Genomic DNA, 16,295 nt, shown 5'->3' with positions numbered 1-16,295 from the left:
GGACGTTTTTTACTCATTGATAGTAAGAGGATACTAAGAGCCTAGAAGCTATTCGAGGCTTTTTTCTACTTTATGCCGCTCTTTCTTATCTCGCTTAAGTTGACACCAGTGGGCAATGCCATGTCCCTACTAACGTGGACTGAATTTTAGAACCGCGATATATTTCACCCAAGTGAGAACCTTATAAAGAATTGTGGGTTGGACTTGTGTAACGACCAACAAATTCTCAGGTCGTGTTAGGTAAGGTGTCTCAACCATTCCCTACGCAGAATGGCACTAACTTAAGCAGTTAACTAAAGTTCCGGCGTAAAGTTTAAGCCCCTTAAAACGGACTGAAGTGCCTACTATATATAAATTTCAACCTGTTTTAACATTTGAGCCGTGAAATTTATTTCACGGCTTTATTTCACGGCTCAAAGTTAAGTGCCATTCAACCTACGCAGGTTTTTAAATTAAGCTTCTTAAGCGACACCATGCTGCTTAAACCATGCCTGTAGGCGTTTCCAACCATCCTCAGCTTCCTCTTTCCGGTAGCTGGGGCGGTAGTCGGCAAAGAAACCGTGCGGGGTGTCTGGGTAAGGTACGATTTCTGAAGGACTCTCTGCGGCTTTGAGAGCTTGACGCATTTTTTCTACCGTCTCATTAGGAATTCCGTTGTCACTGCCGCCGTAGAGTCCCAGAACTGGCGCTTTCAAGTCATCTGCAATGTCAATGGGGTGTTGGGGAGTAAGGGGAGTAGACTCGCTAACTAAGCGTCCGTACCAAGCAACTCCAGCTTTTAGGTTCGGGTTGTGGGCAGCATACAGCCAAACGACGCGCCCACCCCAGCAAAAGCCTGTGATTCCGAGTTTATCTGCGTTCCCCTTACTTGATTTAGCTGCCCAAGCGACAGTTGCATCCAGATCGGACATGACTTGAGCATCTGGAACTTTCGAGACAACTTTGGTGATAATTTCCTGAATGTCGGTGAGTTTGGAGACATCGCCTTGACGGGCATAAAGTTCAGGCGCGATCGCTAAATAACCCATTTTGGCAAAACGGCGGCATATATCCTGTAGATGTTCGTGTACGCCAAAGATTTCCTGCACTACCAACACCACCGGGAAATTGCTGCCAGTCGCAGGCATTGCCCTATATGCTGGAATTTCCCCATCTGAAGCAGGAATCTTTACCTCACCCGCCACCAAACCTTTAGCATCTGTGGTGATAACTTGGGCAGAAATCGGGTGAACTGCTAGGGCAAATCCTGCGGCCAGCGTGGTTACAGCGATAAATTGTCTGCGTGTGAATTGCATTAGCGGTTTTTCTCCAACATATTCTTACAAAAGTGCGCTTACGTCGCATGGTGGCGCTAGACAAGCAAAACCTGCCAACGCAAAGGCTTTATATAATTTAAGGCAGCGAAGGCAAACTTCGTTGGCACATCCAGGCTAAGGCGATGTGGGCGACTGGCGAAATAGGTGGCTGTGTTCGGGATGGTAAAGACGCGAACGGCGTTTGTCCGTCGCCAGAGGCTCTTGCCCTGCCACATTACCCAAAGCTGGACTAATTACATAAAGTGTGGTACGGATTAAATTTTCCTGCCTAGTTACAGCTGCCATTTGGTGCAGGGGAACTACCCAAATTTTTTCATCATGCCACCCTAAGCGAAAGCAAATCGCTACTGGTGTCTCGGCGGGGTAGTGTTGCATTAGTTTCGCTTGTGCATCTTCGACGTGACGCGCCGCCAGGTAAAGACATAAAGAAGCTTGATGCGCGGCCAGAGATGCTAACTCTTCTCGTTCTGGTACGGCGGAGGCGCTACCACTGATGCGAGTCAGGATGATAGTTTGTACCAATTCTGGTACAGTTAGCTCAACTTTGAGTTTGGCAGCAGCAGCTTGGAAGGCGCTGATGCCGGGGACGACTTCAAAAGGAATATCTGCCTCATTTAAGGCTTGCATTTGCTCGTGTACGGCACCGTAGAGACTAGGATCGCCAGAGTGGAGGCGGACTACAGATTTATGCGATCGCACTCTTTCGATCATCACTGGTAAAATTTCTTCGAGAGTTTTATTGCCAGTGCGGATAATCTCCGCGTCCGCACGCACACTCTGCAAAATCTGCACTGGAACTAGGGAATCAGCAAATAAAATTACATCTGCAACAGCCAGTAATTTTTGCGCCTTGACAGTCAATAAATCTGGATCTCCCGGCCCTGCACCGACGATGTAAACTGCTGGTGCTAAGGGAGGCAATGATTTTTCACAGATAGATTCGGTTGCATTAGACACTGTAAAACCTCGGAAATGGGGATTGGGGATTGGGGATTGGGGATTGGGGATTGGGGAAAGAGAAATTTTAATTTGTTGGTTTTGATGACCCGCTTCTGCGGTATCTATTATCTGAGATGCTGTAAAACAAAAAAAACTGAGTTATTTGCGGCAATGTTCCGGATTTTTCCGATTTTCCTAGTAATCAAGTAATGGTAGATGCACCCTGGTTTGGCTCTAGAGTTAATCTCTAGGGCTTTTTTTTTTGCAAAATTTCCTTCGTCTTTTGAACAATTGCTAATGCTGTGAGATTCCAGTCTTTCAGATACCCGACTTCTTCAAGAAGTCGGGTATCTCGCCTTCACATTGGTGAACTTTTTGAAATCAATTAAATGCAGAGGGAACAGAGAAGTTCATCAATTCTGCAAGGATTACTATATCCTGGTTATTCTCATTAGCTAATGGCTAATTTCATCAGCATTCTGATTATTGTGGGATGATACAACATCTGGCAGAGAGCGACGGAATAGATAAAGCCAAGCTAAACCAGCTAATCCTAAAGTCATTCCACTCAAACTTATTACCTGAGCAATCCGCAGTGGCCCCAGCATCAGGCTATCGGTACGTAATCCTTCAATCCAGACGCGGCCTGCACTGTAAGCCACCATGTAAACTAAAGCCAGAGTACCCAATTTCAGGTGCGGTCTTTTCAAATCTCGAAAAAACAAAGTTATCAGTAATCCAAACACCATTAAATCCCAAAGGGATTCATAGAGAAAGGTAGGATGGAAATACTCAAAATTTTTGTACCCAGCCGGACGATTAGGGTAAGGAATAAAGAGTTTCCAGGGAAGATTTGTCGGACGACCGAAGGCTTCAGAATTGAAGAAATTGCCCCAACGTCCGATTGCTTGACCGAGAATCAAAGAGGGCGCTACCAAGTCGGCTAATTGCCAGAAGGGAATTTTTTGAAGTCGGGCAAAAATCAAAGCTGCCAAGCTACCGCCGATTATTGCTCCGTGAATGGCAATGCCACCTTTCCAGATCGCAATAATATCACCTGGCTTTTGGGCGTACTCTGACCACTGAAACAAAACATAGTAGAGTCGGGCGCTGGGAATCGCCGAAACGATTAGCCAGAGTGCCAAGTCGCTGATTATGTCTGGGTTGACTTTACGGCGCTTCGCCAGATACTGAGAAAGGCTGACCCCAATTAATACCGCTGAGGCAATTAAAAGGCCGTACCAACGGATGGTTAAAGGCCCCTGTTCAACTAGAGTCGGGCCTGGGGAGGCAAATTGAAAAGCTAGAGGCAAAGTGGAAATATCAAGAAGCATGGGCTTTGGTTGATCGTATCTTGGGGATCGACCCGTTAATGTGCTTTGCTTTCGTGTGAGCATCGCACTTCAATAGTGTATCGGATGCTTGCTTCGAGTCTTGCTATGTCAACAGCTATACCCTACTCCACTTTTAAGCCAGAAGCTATAGCATAGAGATCCTAGAAAGATTTGCTGCTATGTCTCAAGTTACTCCTATGATTACTACTGATTCCTCTACCAAAACCTTAACTCGTCCCCTGTTGGGATTAACCCAGTCAGAATTAACCCAATGGGTTCAGGAACAGGGACAACCCGCTTATCGGGGACAGCAACTATATCAGTGGATTTATCAAAAAGGGGCGCGATCGCTTTCTGACATTACTGTATTTTCTAAACAGTGGCGCGACCAAGTAGCCGATTTCCCCATCGGACGCTCAACCCTACATTACCGCTCGGTCGCCCCAGACAAAACGGTAAAATATCTGCTGCGACTTGCTGACGGTCAAATTATCGAAACTGTTGGTATTCCCACGGAAAAACGCTTGACTGTCTGCGTATCGTCTCAGGTGGGTTGTCCGATGGCGTGCGACTTCTGCGCTACTGGTAAGGGAGGTTTCATTCGCAACCTCGCCAAACATGAAATTATCGATCAGGTGTTGACGGTTCAGGAAGACTTCGGGCGACGAGTTAGCCACATTGTATTTATGGGGATGGGCGAACCGTTGCTGAATACAGATAATGTACTCGGTGCAATTGAATCTTTGAACAAAGATGTGGGAATTGGACAGCGGTGGATGACAGTTTCCACTGTGGGAGTACGCGATCGCATTCACCAACTCGCTAAACATCAACTGCAAGTCACTCTCGCCGTCAGTCTGCACGCCCCAAATCAGGCGCTACGCGAAAAACTCATCCCTACCGCACACCGCTATCCTCTAGACGAGTTATTAGCAGAATGTCGCGAGTACGTAGAGATAACTCGTCGTCGCATCTCCTTTGAATATATCTTGCTGGCGGGTGTAAACGACCTCCCAGAACACGCTGAACAATTAGGCAAACAGTTGCGGGGTTTCCAGTGTCACGTTAATTTAATTCCCTACAATCCTATTCAAGAAGCCGATTATCAGCGTCCTAGTTCTATGCGGATTCAATCTTTTGTTTCCGCTTTGAAAAAGCAACATATTGCTGTTAGCATCCGCTACTCGCGTGGTTTGGAAGCAGATGCAGCTTGCGGACAACTTCGTGCCAGTAAAAAGTAAACTCTGATCGCTAATGTAAAAAGGCAAAAGAATTCTTTTACCTTTTTTTACTTTTTATTTATGGGCGTATAGTCCAGGCGCATAAGCTTCTATCACTTTGCCAGTGAGAGAGCAAGTCACCATCAAGTAGTCGCAACTGTGGCATTGTGTCCGAGTCAGGTTACTACTATTAATATAGTGACGTTCTGCCGGACTGCCACAGTTTGGGCATCTAATTGCTTGGACTATTTCCATTTTTAAAGTCTTCATTTGAGTCAGTTTCTTAAAGAAAAAATTTGTCAAATTTAGCAGCAATGCCGCTAGATAAAAATTAGCTAAATTAACAATTTAGCTAAACTCAATGTTTTAAAAATTGTAAAGATTCAGAAGTAAAAATACGAAATTAATTGTATTGGCGTATGCCCTACGCCTCCACGCATAATGACTTTTTCTTGCTGTTTACTCCTGAAGGCTTACATAAAAAAGATTGAGCTTTCTTTTCTATTATGTCCCCATCATTCCTAATTAGCCAGCAAATTTAAGGATTTTTAATTAATTCAGTCCTAAGAAATATAATCTATATCCTTTGATCCCCAGGCGGATTACCTGCATATAAAGGGCGTATTCGCCATAAATAGCCGTATTTAGACCTTTGAAAAGTGAATCAAATTTAAAGCTTGTGTAAAGTTTGCCCTATATTAAGCTCTGATTTGTATGTTTTTTTACACCAGTTAGAAATCTTTCTTTGCCAAAAATACAACCAGAAGGATATATTTTTATTAAAAATAAAAACATTTAAGGTTTAATTAATGTTTTTCATCAGTCTGTGGACATATTCAAAAGTGACAAAAGATAGAGATAGACGCGATCGCCTACTTCAACACACCTCTGCGTTGCGGCGCGATCGCGCTATCGCAAGCGTTTAAACTTAAAACCTCAGCTGGCGCGAAGTGCCATCATCAACGAAACGCTGTTCGCCCACACCAACCACTTTTACAATGGTTTCGCGAGTTGGTGTCCATTGCCCTTGACGCGCTTCGATATCTACAATTGTTTCCAGCCCCTGAGAACTAACATGGTAGGTTGTAGTCGCCCAAGCACCATTTTGATATTCAAAAGTATGCCCATCATCTTCGTAAAGCGTAAATTCGCCATTTCCGGGGAAGATGCGAAGAGTAAGTTCCTCTAATGGACGCTCATCAACATACTCCATCAGAGGCTGCATTGGGATGATCGCACCAGCACGCACGTAAAGCGGCATTTTTTCTAACGGTGCGTGTGCTAAAATATGCCTCGCTCCTTCGTAACGCTCTCCAGTCCACCAGTCGTACCAGGTGCCTTCGGGAAGATACACAGCCCGGTATTCAACTCCCGGACGATAAACGGGTGCAGCCATCAGCGACGAACCGAGCAATACCTGATCGTAAAGTTTATAAGTGTGGGTATCGTTGGGGAAATGATACAGCAAAGGGCGCAAAATCGGTGCGCCTGTGGTCGCGGCTTCCCAGAAAAGAGTGTAGAAATAAGGTAGCAGCTGGTAGCGGAGATTAATGTATTCGCGGCAGATATTTTCTGTGCGATCGCCAAATACCCAAGGTTCGTGCTGCGCTGTCGTCATCGCCGAGTGTCCGCGCATCAGCGGGTATAGCATCCCCACTTGCATCCACCGCGCAAATAACTCAGCTGTGGCATTTCCGGCAAAACCGCCAACATCGCACCCGACAAAAGCCACACCCGATAGTCCCATATTACAGAGCATCGGCAGCGAGTTTTCCAGGTATTCCCACAACGATTGATTATCGCCCATCCATACGGAAGAGTAGCGCTGAACGCCGGCAAAACCGGATCGGGTTAAGATAAACGAGCGCTGATTAGGACGCAATTTTTTCATGCCTTCATAAGCAGCTTGCGCCATCGACTGTCCGTATAAGTTATGAGTTTCGGTGTGGGTAGTGCGTTCTGCTTCGGAACCTTGCGGCGCATCGGGGGGAAACCAAATTTTTTCCCCAGGATCTCCGAAAGGACGATCTGCGATCGCTGGTTCGTTCATATCATTCCAAATCCCAGCAACACCCGCCTCAGTTAAGCTGCGGTGCAAATCACCCCACCACTCTCGCACTTCCGGACGCAAAAAGTCGGGAAAAACAGCTTTATCCGGCCAAACGTAGCCGTGGAATAACTCACCATCTGTCTTTCGCACAAAGTAGTCTTTTTCAACACCCGCGTCGAAAACGTGATAATCGCCTTCTGGCTCGTACTTGACTCCCGGATCTATAATAGTCACCGTCTTGAAGCCATCCTGCGCCAGTTCGCTTACCAATTTTGCTGGTTCAGAGAATCGCTTCGGACTCCAGGTAAACACCCGGTAGCCGTTCATGTAGTCGATATCTAGATGAATTACATCGCAGGGAATGCGACGTTTGCGAAATTCGGCTGCAAGTTCCCGCACCACATCTTCTGACTCGTAACTCCAGCGACATTGGTGATAACCAATAGCCCACTTCGGCGGTAACGGCATTCTACCTGTTAACTGGGTGTAGGTGCGAAGAATTTGCGCGGGTTCGGAACCATAAACGATGTAATAATCCAACTCATCGCTTCGCGTTTCCATCCGCAAGACTCCTAGTTCTTCTGCACCAATGTCAAATTGACTCCAGAATGTGGTGTTGAAGAAGATGCCATAATTAACGTTTGGGCGCAGGGCGATAAAAAATGGGATGCAAGTGTACATCTCATCAGTGAGCGAGTCATAATCTAGAGCATCAAGTGTCCAGTTCGTCTTAACTTCGCTTAGTTTGTCGAGTAGTCGGGTGCGTTCGCCAAAGCCATAGAAATGTTCGTCAGCTTCGATGCGCTTCCAAGTTGCGATCGCGCCTGTACGCCAAGCCATTCCCATACCAGTATCGTGCGCGATCGCTTGACCTGCTTTATCAAAACACTCTACACGACACTCGTTACGTTGAACGCGCACGCGAAGCTGTTCTGTTAAAATTTCTACTGCTGCATCAGTTTCTTTTACTTCAAACGGTACAACTGACCATTCTGCATCATCGGGTGTCACCGCCCAAGACCGACGCGGCATAAATTCGCCCTTTGGTGCCAACCGCACCCGAATTAAATTTGCTGCTAGTATGCTGATGGCAAGACGCGAACCACCACAATCAAAATCTACACCCTGCTGGTGACGTTGTATTCCTTGTACTGCCCCTATAGTTGACCAAGATGCCCCTGTTGTGGGAAGTTTTCCAAAATATTGCGGCATAGTTTCTGGTTTTACAAATCGGTAGTGGTATAGAAGTAGTGATAAATCCACTTTCACCCCTTACCGTACAAGGCTTTGAGCATTGAATATCACTACCTGTTTACCACTACCTACAAATCAATATCGATTCCACCAGTTCCAATGGACAATATACCCACAGGCTGAATTACTTCGTCTGTAGGTTAGCGAATAAAAAACCTAACCCCCAACCCCTTCCTACCTCTTTCTAACCCTCTCCTAAGAGGAGAGGGAAGCCAAATAAATGTTTTATACGAGGAAGGGGAGAAAAAAACTTCTCCCCTAGCACCTGGTGGGCTGGGGAGAGGTCACAAACTCACAATTAATTCTGCAAAAGTTGTGTTGGAAACAGTACAGATTGCCCGTCCAAGGGTTAATAAAGATATAAAATCGAGCAAATTAAGTAACGCTGTCTTATGCTTTCGCAAATTGTGCGCCCAATGGTTCGCACTCAAATTCGGTCACTGGCTAACTCTTTGGCAACTCGTTCCACACTGATTTCGACCATAGCCCAATGGCTGGGATTTCTTGGTGTACAGGCACAGGTGACTCACTTGGAGGCGGACTCTGACCAAAAAATTTCTATTTGTTTGACAGTAGGGAAACCCGAAGGGTGCGACTCTCACGACTGGCAGCAAATTGTCCACAATCTCAACCAAGGAGCAAATGATGTCCCAGTCCAGTATTTACAGCCTCAGTTGACACCTCAGCAACAAAGTAAGCTACAGCGCTTGTTTGCCTATTTAATTCAAGTTGCCGAACCGGAGGTGAGAGTTGGTTGGGAAATCCGATCTCATCAGCTGCAAGCGCTGGGTTTAGATGAGCAAATGCTACTAGGCATCAGGTCGGCGCTGAAAGTTCCCCAGTCGCTTGACCGCCTGATGGCAGGAATTGATCCAGACTTAGCAGCGATCGCACTTCCCAAAGCTGTCAGTATTGCTTGGCTTGATGGACAAGTTAATTCCTCGGAAGACGATGCTTTAACTGCACTTTTGGAGGTAATGAAGCAACCGGCAAAAGTGTAGTCCATAGTCGAGTTATTGCTAATCAATTAGCAAGGCAATTTTCCCTGTAACTGACCCAGCTTCTAACATTTTGTGAGCTGCTGCTGCTTCTGCTAAAGGGAAGGTTTTACTCAGGTGAATCTTCAGGGAACCTTCATCAATCCAGGTTGCACATTGTTCTAGAATTTCTGCGTGATGCTGTTGCGCTTCCACAAGTCCCTGCAACATCGGAGTTAGCATCAGTTCAAAGCTGATTCTGAGATTGCGCGATCGCGCTGTCTTCCAATTAATATGAGCTGGATCAGGCTCCAAAATCGTCACCACATCCCCGTAAACCCGCACCGCCGGAAAAGTTTTATAAAATGTTTCCCCGCCTATCGTATCAAAAGCTAAATCTACGCCCTCTCCTCCAGTCCAATCTAGAGTAGCTTGCACAAAGTCTGTTTCTTTATAAAAAATTACCTGATCCGCACCCAACTCGCGGACAAACTCAGCCTTTTCTTCAGAACTGACAGTAGTACAAACATCCGCACCTTTCAATTTAGCTAGTTGAATTGCTACATGACCAACACCACCAGCACCAGCATGAATTAATGTCTTCTCTCTAGGTTCCAAACGTCCTCGTTCATATAAGGCTTCCCAGGCGGTAATTAAAACTAGAGGTGCAGCAGCAGCTTCAGCAAAGTTCAACGATGCAGGTTTCTTAGCAACAAAATGCTCATCTACCACGGCTTTTTGTGCATAATTCCCCAGCTTAGCACCCAATCCACCACAGCAGAAATACACCTCATCCTCTACTTGAAATCTCTGCACTGCATCACCCACAGCTTCCACCACGCCAGCACCATCACAACCTAAAATAGCTGGCATTTGATCGGGATAAAAAGTGCCGCGTCCCCGCAATTTTGTATCAATTGGGTTAATTCCCGCTGCATGAAGACGCACCAAGATTTCTGTATCTTTTTCTATGGTGGGATCTGGTACTTCTTGAAGTTGTAAAACTTCAGCTTCGCCTGCTGCTGTCATCAACACTGCTTTCATCTTTTATTCCAATAGCTTTTTGATAATATTTTACGCGATGTGCAACTTTTATTAATTAAAATTATATTTTATTCTTTTGGATAGATTTTGATGGTTCTATAGTAATCCTAAATGATACGTGAAACCCTGTAGGGACACGGCAGTGCCGTGTCCCTACGCCAGGGCAAATACTTATTTACAACTTAAATAAGATTGCTATATAGTAGGACATTGCTTGTCTAGTAGGAAAAAATATTTCCAAGTTGCAAATTGAGAAACACGATTAACTTCTTCCTCTCAGCTTAAGTTGGTAGCGAGTTTATCAGTGAGTTAATCGCTCTAATTCCTACTAACGCCACCAAACATCCTAAGCTTATAATACTTGCAGGGCGCAAAATGCCCTGTAACTGTTGCAACCTTCGATCTAACTCGCTTTCGTAATATTCCCCCATTTTTCGCAACGCCTCGTCAAGATTTCCTGTTTCTTCGCCAGTGCGAATATACTGAATTGCAATTGGCGGTAATTTGCTTTGTAGACTTTCGCTGAGGGTTCTTCCGGCGCGAATTTGTCGAGAAGCTTTCGCGACATGGGTTGATATCTGAGGATCGGGGATATGCGATCGCAATAATTCTAAGGCGGTGAGGATAGGAATACCGCAACTTAAGGGCAACGCCAACTCGGTAAAATAAAGTAGCGATCGCGTTTGGATTATTTTTCCCAAAACGGGAAGTTTTGCCGCCAACCGCTGTAACCCTCTACCTGGAAAGCGAGAACTCAACAAACTTACACCAACTAAAAGCAATGCTAACCCAATACTGCACAGCCAGAAACCAGGATGGGTGAGATTTTGGGGGTTACGCTTGAAAATTGCGGCTGCGAGTACCAACAGACTCCAAATCAGCGCGATCGCGCTTTGGAGTAACGAACGATAGAGGCGTTCTCGTTTGGCTTTGGTAAAGTGTGCGATCGCTAGTTTTTCAAAAGTTTCTGTTAGCGATCCACTATATTCTGAATAGCCTATCAAGCTGATTGTCCAACTGTCAAAATATCGAGAATCAAGAGCAAGCGCCCCCGCCAAACTTTGACCTGTTCCGACAGCTACTCCTACTTTCTGCAAATAGCTTCCAAAAGCAGAATTTTGGTCTTTTACCGCCAAGTTTAAGCTTTGCTGTATCGACATGGCATTCAGCAAACTTGCGAATTGTTGAAAAAATAGAGCCTTTTGTTTGGTTGTTAATTTTGCTGGTAGAGGCACTTCTCAACTTTAATACGGTTTTTGTTTATAACAATTGTAGGTTGGTTGAAGCCTGAGCGAAACCCAATAAATTCTGAGAAGCTTATTGTGCATTTAATTGGCACAATACTAAGTAGATGGAGCTAATTATTTGTAGGATGGGTAGAGCGACGCGAGCGTTACCCATCTTTCCCCATGTCTGAACCACGCAATTTCGTCAGGAGTATGAAACCTGGCAATGATAAAGTGATGAGGATTGGGGCGATCGCATCCATCGATTATCTTGGTGTATAGTGCGTCCGCTAGTATAGCTATTTCCCCAAAGAGTGCTGGATACGCTCTTTCAGGGGAGCTAGAAGCGATCGCGCTGGTGACAATCGCCAATAACATTTAAAAATTCGCAATTTTTGGGCTAAGGAACCAGTAAAATTGCCTTAAGCTAGCTGAGACTTATCCCCCGTGATTGCAATTTATCCAGGCAGCTTCGATCCGATTACCCTCGGTCACTTGGACATCATTAAGCGCGGCTGTCGCCTTTTTGAGCAGGTGATCGTCGCCGTGCTGCGTAATCCTAACAAAACGCCACTGTTTACAGTGGAGGAACGGATAGAGCAGATACGCATATCTACCCAAGGCTTGCAAAATCTAGAAGTAGACAGCTTTGATGGTTTGACGGTTAATTATGCCAGAATGCGGGGGGCAGGTGTGCTGCTGCGCGGTTTGCGGGTGCTTTCTGACTTTGAACATGAGCTACAGATGGCTCACACTAATAAAACGCTTTTCGATCAGATTGAGACGGTTTTTCTGGCTACTTCTAACGAGTACAGTTTCTTAAGTAGTAGCGTAGTGAAAGAGATTGCCAGATTTGGCGGCTCTGTTGATCATCTTGTTCCCCAGCACGTCGCCTTAGATATCTACCGATGTTACGCCAAGACTCTTCCCGACTCGACCCCGACAGTAGTGGACGCTTCCCGGAAAATGAATTACCCGATAGTGGATCATCCGGTGTAGATATTCAGGGGGAACTCGACCGAATTGAGGAAATGATTCTCGATAGTAGGCGCATCCCTTTAACTGGTATCCGCTTGATTGATGAGGAACCGTTGCTGGATCAATTGGATCTAGTGCGGATTAATTTGCCATCGGCTTTTCAGGAAGCGGAAGAAATTGTCCGCCAGAAAGAAGAAATTCTCCTGCAAGCCGAGGAGTATGCACAGCAGATCATTGAGGCGGCTGAACGACGCGCCGATCAGATTTTGGATGAAATGGGCATTATCCGACAAGCCGAACGGGAAGCTCAACAAATCCGGCAAGCTGTGCAGCAGGAGTGCGAAGCGATGAGCGAGCAAACAATCTCTGAGATTGAGCGAATGCGCCTACAAGCACAACAGGAACTACAAGAGATGCGATCGCTTGCTATGCAAGAAGCTGAAGACATTCAAAACGGAGCAGATGATTACGCCGATCGAGTTCTGGTAAATATCGAGCAGCAGCTTAACGATATGTTAAAGGTAATCCGCAACGGTCGGCAACAGTTGCAAAGTGATGTTCCGACTCCACGTAACTCCCATACTGATGCTGGTGGTTCCTCAACCCGCACTTCCCCTAATTCACCTAAGAAATAAGCAACGTTGCTTTCATTTCAGTCTCTGCCTCCCCCAAAGGCGAGAAAAGCTCTAGTAGTAAGGCGGTCGCTTCACTACTAGAGCTTTTCTCGGCAAAGTTGTTTCAACAGACCCGACTTATTAGAGAAGTCGGGTCTGTTGCCTTCACGAATCATTTAGAACTGCTGTAGCATTCCCAGTCGGAGACTCTTAACGAGACTAGATTACATAACTATTTGCTACTAATCTGCCATTCTTGCTAAAAATGCCTAATGGTTTAACATAGTCCATTTCTTCTAGCTTCAATATTACTTTTTCCATGCTTTGAGCTATGCTTTCGGTGTTTGTACAACATTCTACTTCCGGGTTGAGGGGCGCTTCGTAGGGGTCATCAATACCAGTGAACTGTTTAATCTCTCCAGCCCTAGCTTTCTTATACAAGCCTTTAACGTCGCGCTGTTCGCAAGTTTCTAGTGGTGCATTGACATACACTTCAACAAAATCCCCGATACGCGATCGCACTTCTTGTCTAATTTCCCGATACGGTGAAATTGCTGAGGTAATTACTATTACGCCGTTCCGCGTCAGCAGTTGAGACACAAAACCAATGCGGCGGATGTTCTCGTCCCGATCCTGTTTACTAAATCCCAAATCCTTAGTTAGGTTTTCGCGCACAATGTCACCGTCGAGAACTTCAACCTTGTATCCCCGTTCCTGTAAAGCTTGGGCTACTGCCTTGCTAATGGTGGTTTTACCTGCACCGCTTAAACCCGTAAACCAAACGGTTACACCACGTTGTTGTTTTTCCATTTTGCCTCAGTGAATTTTTAAGTGTGCTTCCATCTGAATACAGGCGATTCCAGAAAATTTAGCTTGAGAGCATCGGTAGATCCAATAAGCTTTCTGTACGCCTCAATTTAGTATTCCCCGCCTAAAGACGAAATTTACACCCTGAAAGTTTTCAAGTAACAAGTATAAGCTAAGACTTTCATTTGCTTTGCCTACGGGGAAACGGGGCAGAAGCGCAGAAGAAGCTACAAGCGCTACAGAGAAAATTCCCAATCCCCAATCCCCAATCCTCAATCCCCACTTACTTTTTGCTCAAGATAAACACCCTCAAAGCCTGTGTCTTTTACACTGGTTAAGAAAAGAGAGTATTTGCCATCATGACATTTGATTACGATTTATTTGTGATTGGGGCGGGTTCTGGCGGTCTAGCGGCATCAAAACGGGCGGCTAGCTATGGGGCAAAGGTAGCGATCGCAGAAGGAGATTTAGTCGGCGGTACCTGCGTCATCCGTGGCTGTATCCCCAAAAAGCTAATGGTCTACGCCTCTAAATTTTCCCACTTGTTTGAGGATGCCGCAGGCTATGGCTGGACTGTGGGCGAGAGAAGCTTAAACTGGGAGCATCTGATGACGACTGTCGATAAGGAAGTCCACCGTCTGAGTCAGTTGCATATTGGGTTTCTCTCAAAAGCTGGGGTGGAGTTATTTAAGAGTCGTGCCACTTTGGTAGATCCTCATACCGTAGAAGTTGATGGAAAAAGGTACAGCGCTGACAAGATTTTAATTGCTGTCGGTGGGGAAGCTATCAAGCCGGATTTACCAGGGATGGAACATGCTATCACTTCCCGCGAGATATTTCTCCTCAAGGAACAGCCGAAGCACATCGTCATTGTTGGCGCTGGCTATATTGCTGTGGAATTCGCCTGTATTATGCACGGACTGGGATCGAAAGTCAGTTTGTTGCTTAGAGGCGATCGCATTCTCAAAGGCTTTGATGACGATATTCGCGTTAGCATTCAGGATGCCATGAGCCATCACGGCATCAACATTATCACTAATGTCACCGGGAAAGGCATTGAGAAAACCCCAGAAGGTCTGACAGTCTCCTTCACCGAAAAAGGCAAAGACGCGGATACAACCCTCACCGCAGACCAAGTTCTAGTCGCCATCGGTCGCGCACCTTTGTTAGGAAAACTTGGTTTGGAGAATGCGGGCGTTAAGGTTGTTCAGTGTGAAGACGAAGATTTACCCAGGTTGCATGGGTACAGCGTCAACTGTGCAATCGAAGTCGATGAGTACAGCCGCACCAACCAGCCGAATATTTTCGCTGTGGGCGATTGCACGAACCGAATCAATTTAACGCCCGTCGCCATTGGCGAAGGCCGCGCTTTTGCCGATACTGAATTTGGTAATAACCGCCGGGTGTTCAATCACGAAAATGTTGCTTCCGCAGTGTTTAGCCAGCCAGAAGCCGCTACCGTGGGAATCAGCGAAGCCGATGCGCGGAAAAAGTTGGGCGATGACAACGTGCAGATTTATCGCGCCCGATTCCGTCCTCTGTTCCACAGTTTGACGGGTGCGGATGAGAAAGTCACGGTCAAGTTAGTAATTGACAAAAATACCGACCGCGTGCTGGGCGCTCACATGGTGGGCGACTATTCCGCTGAGGTGATTCAAGGAATCGCGATCGCAGTCAACATGGGAGCCACCAAAAAAGACTTCGATGCTACCGTTGGCATTCATCCTTCGACAGCAGAAGAGTTCGTCACTCTGCGATAAATTCCCCCTACTGTGTTATTATCCACCCGCTCCTGAAACTTTCTAGGGGCGGGTGTTGCTATTTGAGTTATCTGTTGGACTTAAAGAATATCAATAGCCATTAAATTATGTTATGTAGCAATCCTAATTGAGTTGTGAGCCAGCCCTTCAGATTCCGGACTTCTTTAAGAAGTCCGGGATCTAGCATTGAGGAATGATTTAGGAATGCTATATCTATGGCTGCTCATGAGTGCCTCGGCTGCTCATCAATAATTACTAACTATTAATCGACCTTCAACGAAGCAACTATCCAGACATAGTATTATGTTTAATCTATTATTCCTCGTTTTCACCAAAACTAAGTGTTTCTTCGGATGCTGTTTCTGCACTTCTTTGTATATCGATAGGTCTATTCAACACGCATCCGGCATTATCCGGACTAAGATTACAACCATTTATATCCGGAGTTAAACTAGATAAAAAACCTGCGCCCATTCCCAGCAGCAAAGCAGTTCCAGCAGTAGCTACAGATAAATTCTGGTAAGTCTTAATCATATTTACTTAGATTGGCTAAACACGTAAATCAATATACTTATAATTACGAAATTTTCAGGCAAAATTTTAGCGAATAGAATCAAAAATCAGTAAATTTCCGATGAAGGCTTTAATGAGTTGGGCAAATTTTAAATAGAGTTTTTGACAAGTTGCTATGAATAATTAGGGATGACAAATAAAAGCCGTATTTATACTTAAGTGTTTACCACATTATTCCGCCTTAAGCTTTTAGTGCTTACGTG

At 45.6% G+C, this 16,295-nt stretch carries 15 protein-coding genes; 5 read left to right on the top strand and 10 right to left on the bottom strand.

Annotated elements, in window-relative coordinates:
- Window positions 1-461: 461 nt before the first annotated feature.
- The 3 genes from H6F63_RS10930 to lgt all read right to left on the bottom strand — a co-directional run bounded on the left by H6F63_RS10930 (window position 462) and on the right by lgt (window position 3,589).
- Entirely contained in the window at window positions 462-1,295 is an 834-nt protein-coding gene (locus H6F63_RS10930; protein ID WP_190637262.1) for a dienelactone hydrolase family protein, read from the bottom strand.
- Between the two features lie 135 nt (window positions 1,296-1,430).
- Window positions 1,431-2,273 carry a precorrin-4 C(11)-methyltransferase gene (cobM, locus tag H6F63_RS10925; RefSeq protein WP_190637260.1) on the bottom strand — a complete coding sequence of 281 codons (843 nt, stop codon included), beginning with the start codon at window positions 2,271-2,273 and terminating at the stop codon, window positions 1,431-1,433.
- A 437-nt stretch (window positions 2,274-2,710) separates the two neighbouring features.
- Window positions 2,711-3,589, bottom strand: a complete 879-nt coding sequence (gene lgt, locus H6F63_RS10920) for a prolipoprotein diacylglyceryl transferase (RefSeq protein WP_190637257.1) — start codon at window positions 3,587-3,589, stop codon at window positions 2,711-2,713.
- Window positions 3,590-3,768: 179 nt separating this feature from the next.
- On the opposite strand from lgt, the gene rlmN reads away from it, so the two are divergent.
- Window positions 3,769-4,830 (top strand): 23S rRNA (adenine(2503)-C(2))-methyltransferase RlmN, encoded by a 1,062-nt coding sequence (gene rlmN / locus H6F63_RS10915; RefSeq protein ID WP_190637255.1) that lies wholly within the window; start codon window positions 3,769-3,771, stop codon window positions 4,828-4,830.
- Window positions 4,831-4,884: 54 nt separating this feature from the next.
- Here the strand turns inward: rlmN and H6F63_RS10910 are convergent, their stop codons facing one another.
- Together H6F63_RS10910 and H6F63_RS10905 are read right to left on the bottom strand one after the other, a co-directional pair.
- On the bottom strand, window positions 4,885-5,064 hold the full coding sequence (locus tag H6F63_RS10910; protein ID WP_190419466.1) for a replication restart DNA helicase PriA: 180 nt from the start codon (window positions 5,062-5,064) through the stop codon (window positions 4,885-4,887).
- Between the two features lie 673 nt (window positions 5,065-5,737).
- Window positions 5,738-8,071, bottom strand: a complete 2,334-nt coding sequence (locus H6F63_RS10905; protein ID WP_190637253.1) for a glycoside hydrolase family 31 protein — start codon at window positions 8,069-8,071, stop codon at window positions 5,738-5,740.
- A gap of 434 nt (window positions 8,072-8,505) precedes the next feature.
- On the opposite strand from H6F63_RS10905, the gene H6F63_RS10900 reads away from it, so the two are divergent.
- Window positions 8,506-9,114 (top strand): hypothetical protein, encoded by a 609-nt coding sequence (locus tag H6F63_RS10900; protein ID WP_190637251.1) that lies wholly within the window; start codon window positions 8,506-8,508, stop codon window positions 9,112-9,114.
- Window positions 9,115-9,132: 18 nt separating this feature from the next.
- On the opposite strand, the gene H6F63_RS10895 is transcribed toward H6F63_RS10900, so the two are convergent.
- The 3 genes from H6F63_RS10895 to H6F63_RS10885 form a co-directional block, all read right to left on the bottom strand.
- Window positions 9,133-10,134 (bottom strand): zinc-dependent alcohol dehydrogenase family protein, encoded by a 1,002-nt coding sequence (locus tag H6F63_RS10895; protein WP_190637248.1) that lies wholly within the window; start codon window positions 10,132-10,134, stop codon window positions 9,133-9,135.
- A 281-nt stretch (window positions 10,135-10,415) separates the two neighbouring features.
- Window positions 10,416-11,369 (bottom strand): type II secretion system F family protein, encoded by a 954-nt coding sequence (locus tag H6F63_RS30950; RefSeq protein WP_190637246.1) that lies wholly within the window; start codon window positions 11,367-11,369, stop codon window positions 10,416-10,418.
- Window positions 11,370-11,495: 126 nt separating this feature from the next.
- The gene (locus H6F63_RS10885) at window positions 11,496-11,738 is read right to left on the bottom strand and encodes a hypothetical protein (protein ID WP_190637244.1); all 243 of its coding nucleotides are present in this window, start codon (window positions 11,736-11,738) and stop codon (window positions 11,496-11,498) included.
- Between the two features lie 69 nt (window positions 11,739-11,807).
- Here H6F63_RS10885 and coaD point away from each other — a divergent pair, with 69 nt between their 5' ends.
- Both coaD and H6F63_RS10875 read left to right on the top strand, forming a co-directional pair.
- Window positions 11,808-12,359 carry a pantetheine-phosphate adenylyltransferase gene (gene coaD, locus H6F63_RS10880; protein ID WP_190637242.1) on the top strand — a complete coding sequence of 184 codons (552 nt, stop codon included), beginning with the start codon at window positions 11,808-11,810 and terminating at the stop codon, window positions 12,357-12,359.
- Entirely contained in the window at window positions 12,269-12,973 is a 705-nt protein-coding gene (locus H6F63_RS10875) for an ATP synthase F0 subunit B (RefSeq protein ID WP_190452155.1), read from the top strand. The genes coaD and H6F63_RS10875 overlap by 91 nt, the downstream gene beginning before the upstream one ends.
- Window positions 12,974-13,171: 198 nt before the next feature.
- On the opposite strand, the gene cysC is transcribed toward H6F63_RS10875, so the two are convergent.
- Window positions 13,172-13,762 carry an adenylyl-sulfate kinase gene (gene cysC, locus H6F63_RS10870; protein ID WP_190637240.1) on the bottom strand — a complete coding sequence of 197 codons (591 nt, stop codon included), beginning with the start codon at window positions 13,760-13,762 and terminating at the stop codon, window positions 13,172-13,174.
- A gap of 356 nt (window positions 13,763-14,118) precedes the next feature.
- On the opposite strand from cysC, the gene gor reads away from it, so the two are divergent.
- Entirely contained in the window at window positions 14,119-15,519 is a 1,401-nt protein-coding gene (gene gor, locus H6F63_RS10865) for a glutathione-disulfide reductase (RefSeq protein ID WP_190637239.1), read from the top strand.
- Window positions 15,520-15,834: 315 nt separating this feature from the next.
- Here gor and H6F63_RS10860 read toward each other — a convergent pair whose 3' ends face one another.
- The gene (locus H6F63_RS10860) at window positions 15,835-16,053 is read right to left on the bottom strand and encodes a hypothetical protein (RefSeq protein WP_190637237.1); all 219 of its coding nucleotides are present in this window, start codon (window positions 16,051-16,053) and stop codon (window positions 15,835-15,837) included.
- Between the last annotated feature and the right edge of the window lie 242 nt (window positions 16,054-16,295).

Source organism: Trichocoleus sp. FACHB-40, from assembly GCF_014695915.1.
GTDB classification, from domain to species: domain Bacteria; phylum Cyanobacteriota; class Cyanobacteriia; order Cyanobacteriales; family FACHB-T130; genus Funiculus; species Funiculus sociatus.
The sequence above is the reverse complement of the archived record's forward strand: the minus strand, read 5'-3'. Positions and strand labels throughout refer to the sequence as shown.

Bases quoted from the DNA above. Each gene is read 5' to 3' on its own strand.
- H6F63_RS10900 (WP_190637251.1), top strand. From the start codon at position 8,506: ATGCTTTCGCAAATTGTGCGCCCAATGGTTCGCACTCAAATTCGGTCA.
- H6F63_RS10885 (WP_190637244.1), bottom strand. From the start codon at position 11,738: ATGTTATTGGCGATTGTCACCAGCGCGATCGCTTCTAGCTCCCCTGAA.
- H6F63_RS10910 (WP_190419466.1), bottom strand. From the start codon at position 5,064: ATGGAAATAGTCCAAGCAATTAGATGCCCAAACTGTGGCAGTCCGGCA.
- gor (WP_190637239.1), top strand. From the start codon at position 14,119: ATGACATTTGATTACGATTTATTTGTGATTGGGGCGGGTTCTGGCGGT.
- cysC (WP_190637240.1), bottom strand. From the start codon at position 13,762: ATGGAAAAACAACAACGTGGTGTAACCGTTTGGTTTACGGGTTTAAGC.
- H6F63_RS10875 (WP_190452155.1), top strand. From the start codon at position 12,269: ATGTTACGCCAAGACTCTTCCCGACTCGACCCCGACAGTAGTGGACGC.
- H6F63_RS10905 (WP_190637253.1), bottom strand. From the start codon at position 8,071: ATGCCGCAATATTTTGGAAAACTTCCCACAACAGGGGCATCTTGGTCA.
- H6F63_RS10895 (WP_190637248.1), bottom strand. From the start codon at position 10,134: ATGAAAGCAGTGTTGATGACAGCAGCAGGCGAAGCTGAAGTTTTACAA.
- H6F63_RS10860 (WP_190637237.1), bottom strand. From the start codon at position 16,053: ATGATTAAGACTTACCAGAATTTATCTGTAGCTACTGCTGGAACTGCT.
- H6F63_RS10930 (WP_190637262.1), bottom strand. From the start codon at position 1,295: ATGCAATTCACACGCAGACAATTTATCGCTGTAACCACGCTGGCCGCA.
- rlmN (WP_190637255.1), top strand. From the start codon at position 3,769: ATGTCTCAAGTTACTCCTATGATTACTACTGATTCCTCTACCAAAACC.
- lgt (WP_190637257.1), bottom strand. From the start codon at position 3,589: ATGCTTCTTGATATTTCCACTTTGCCTCTAGCTTTTCAATTTGCCTCC.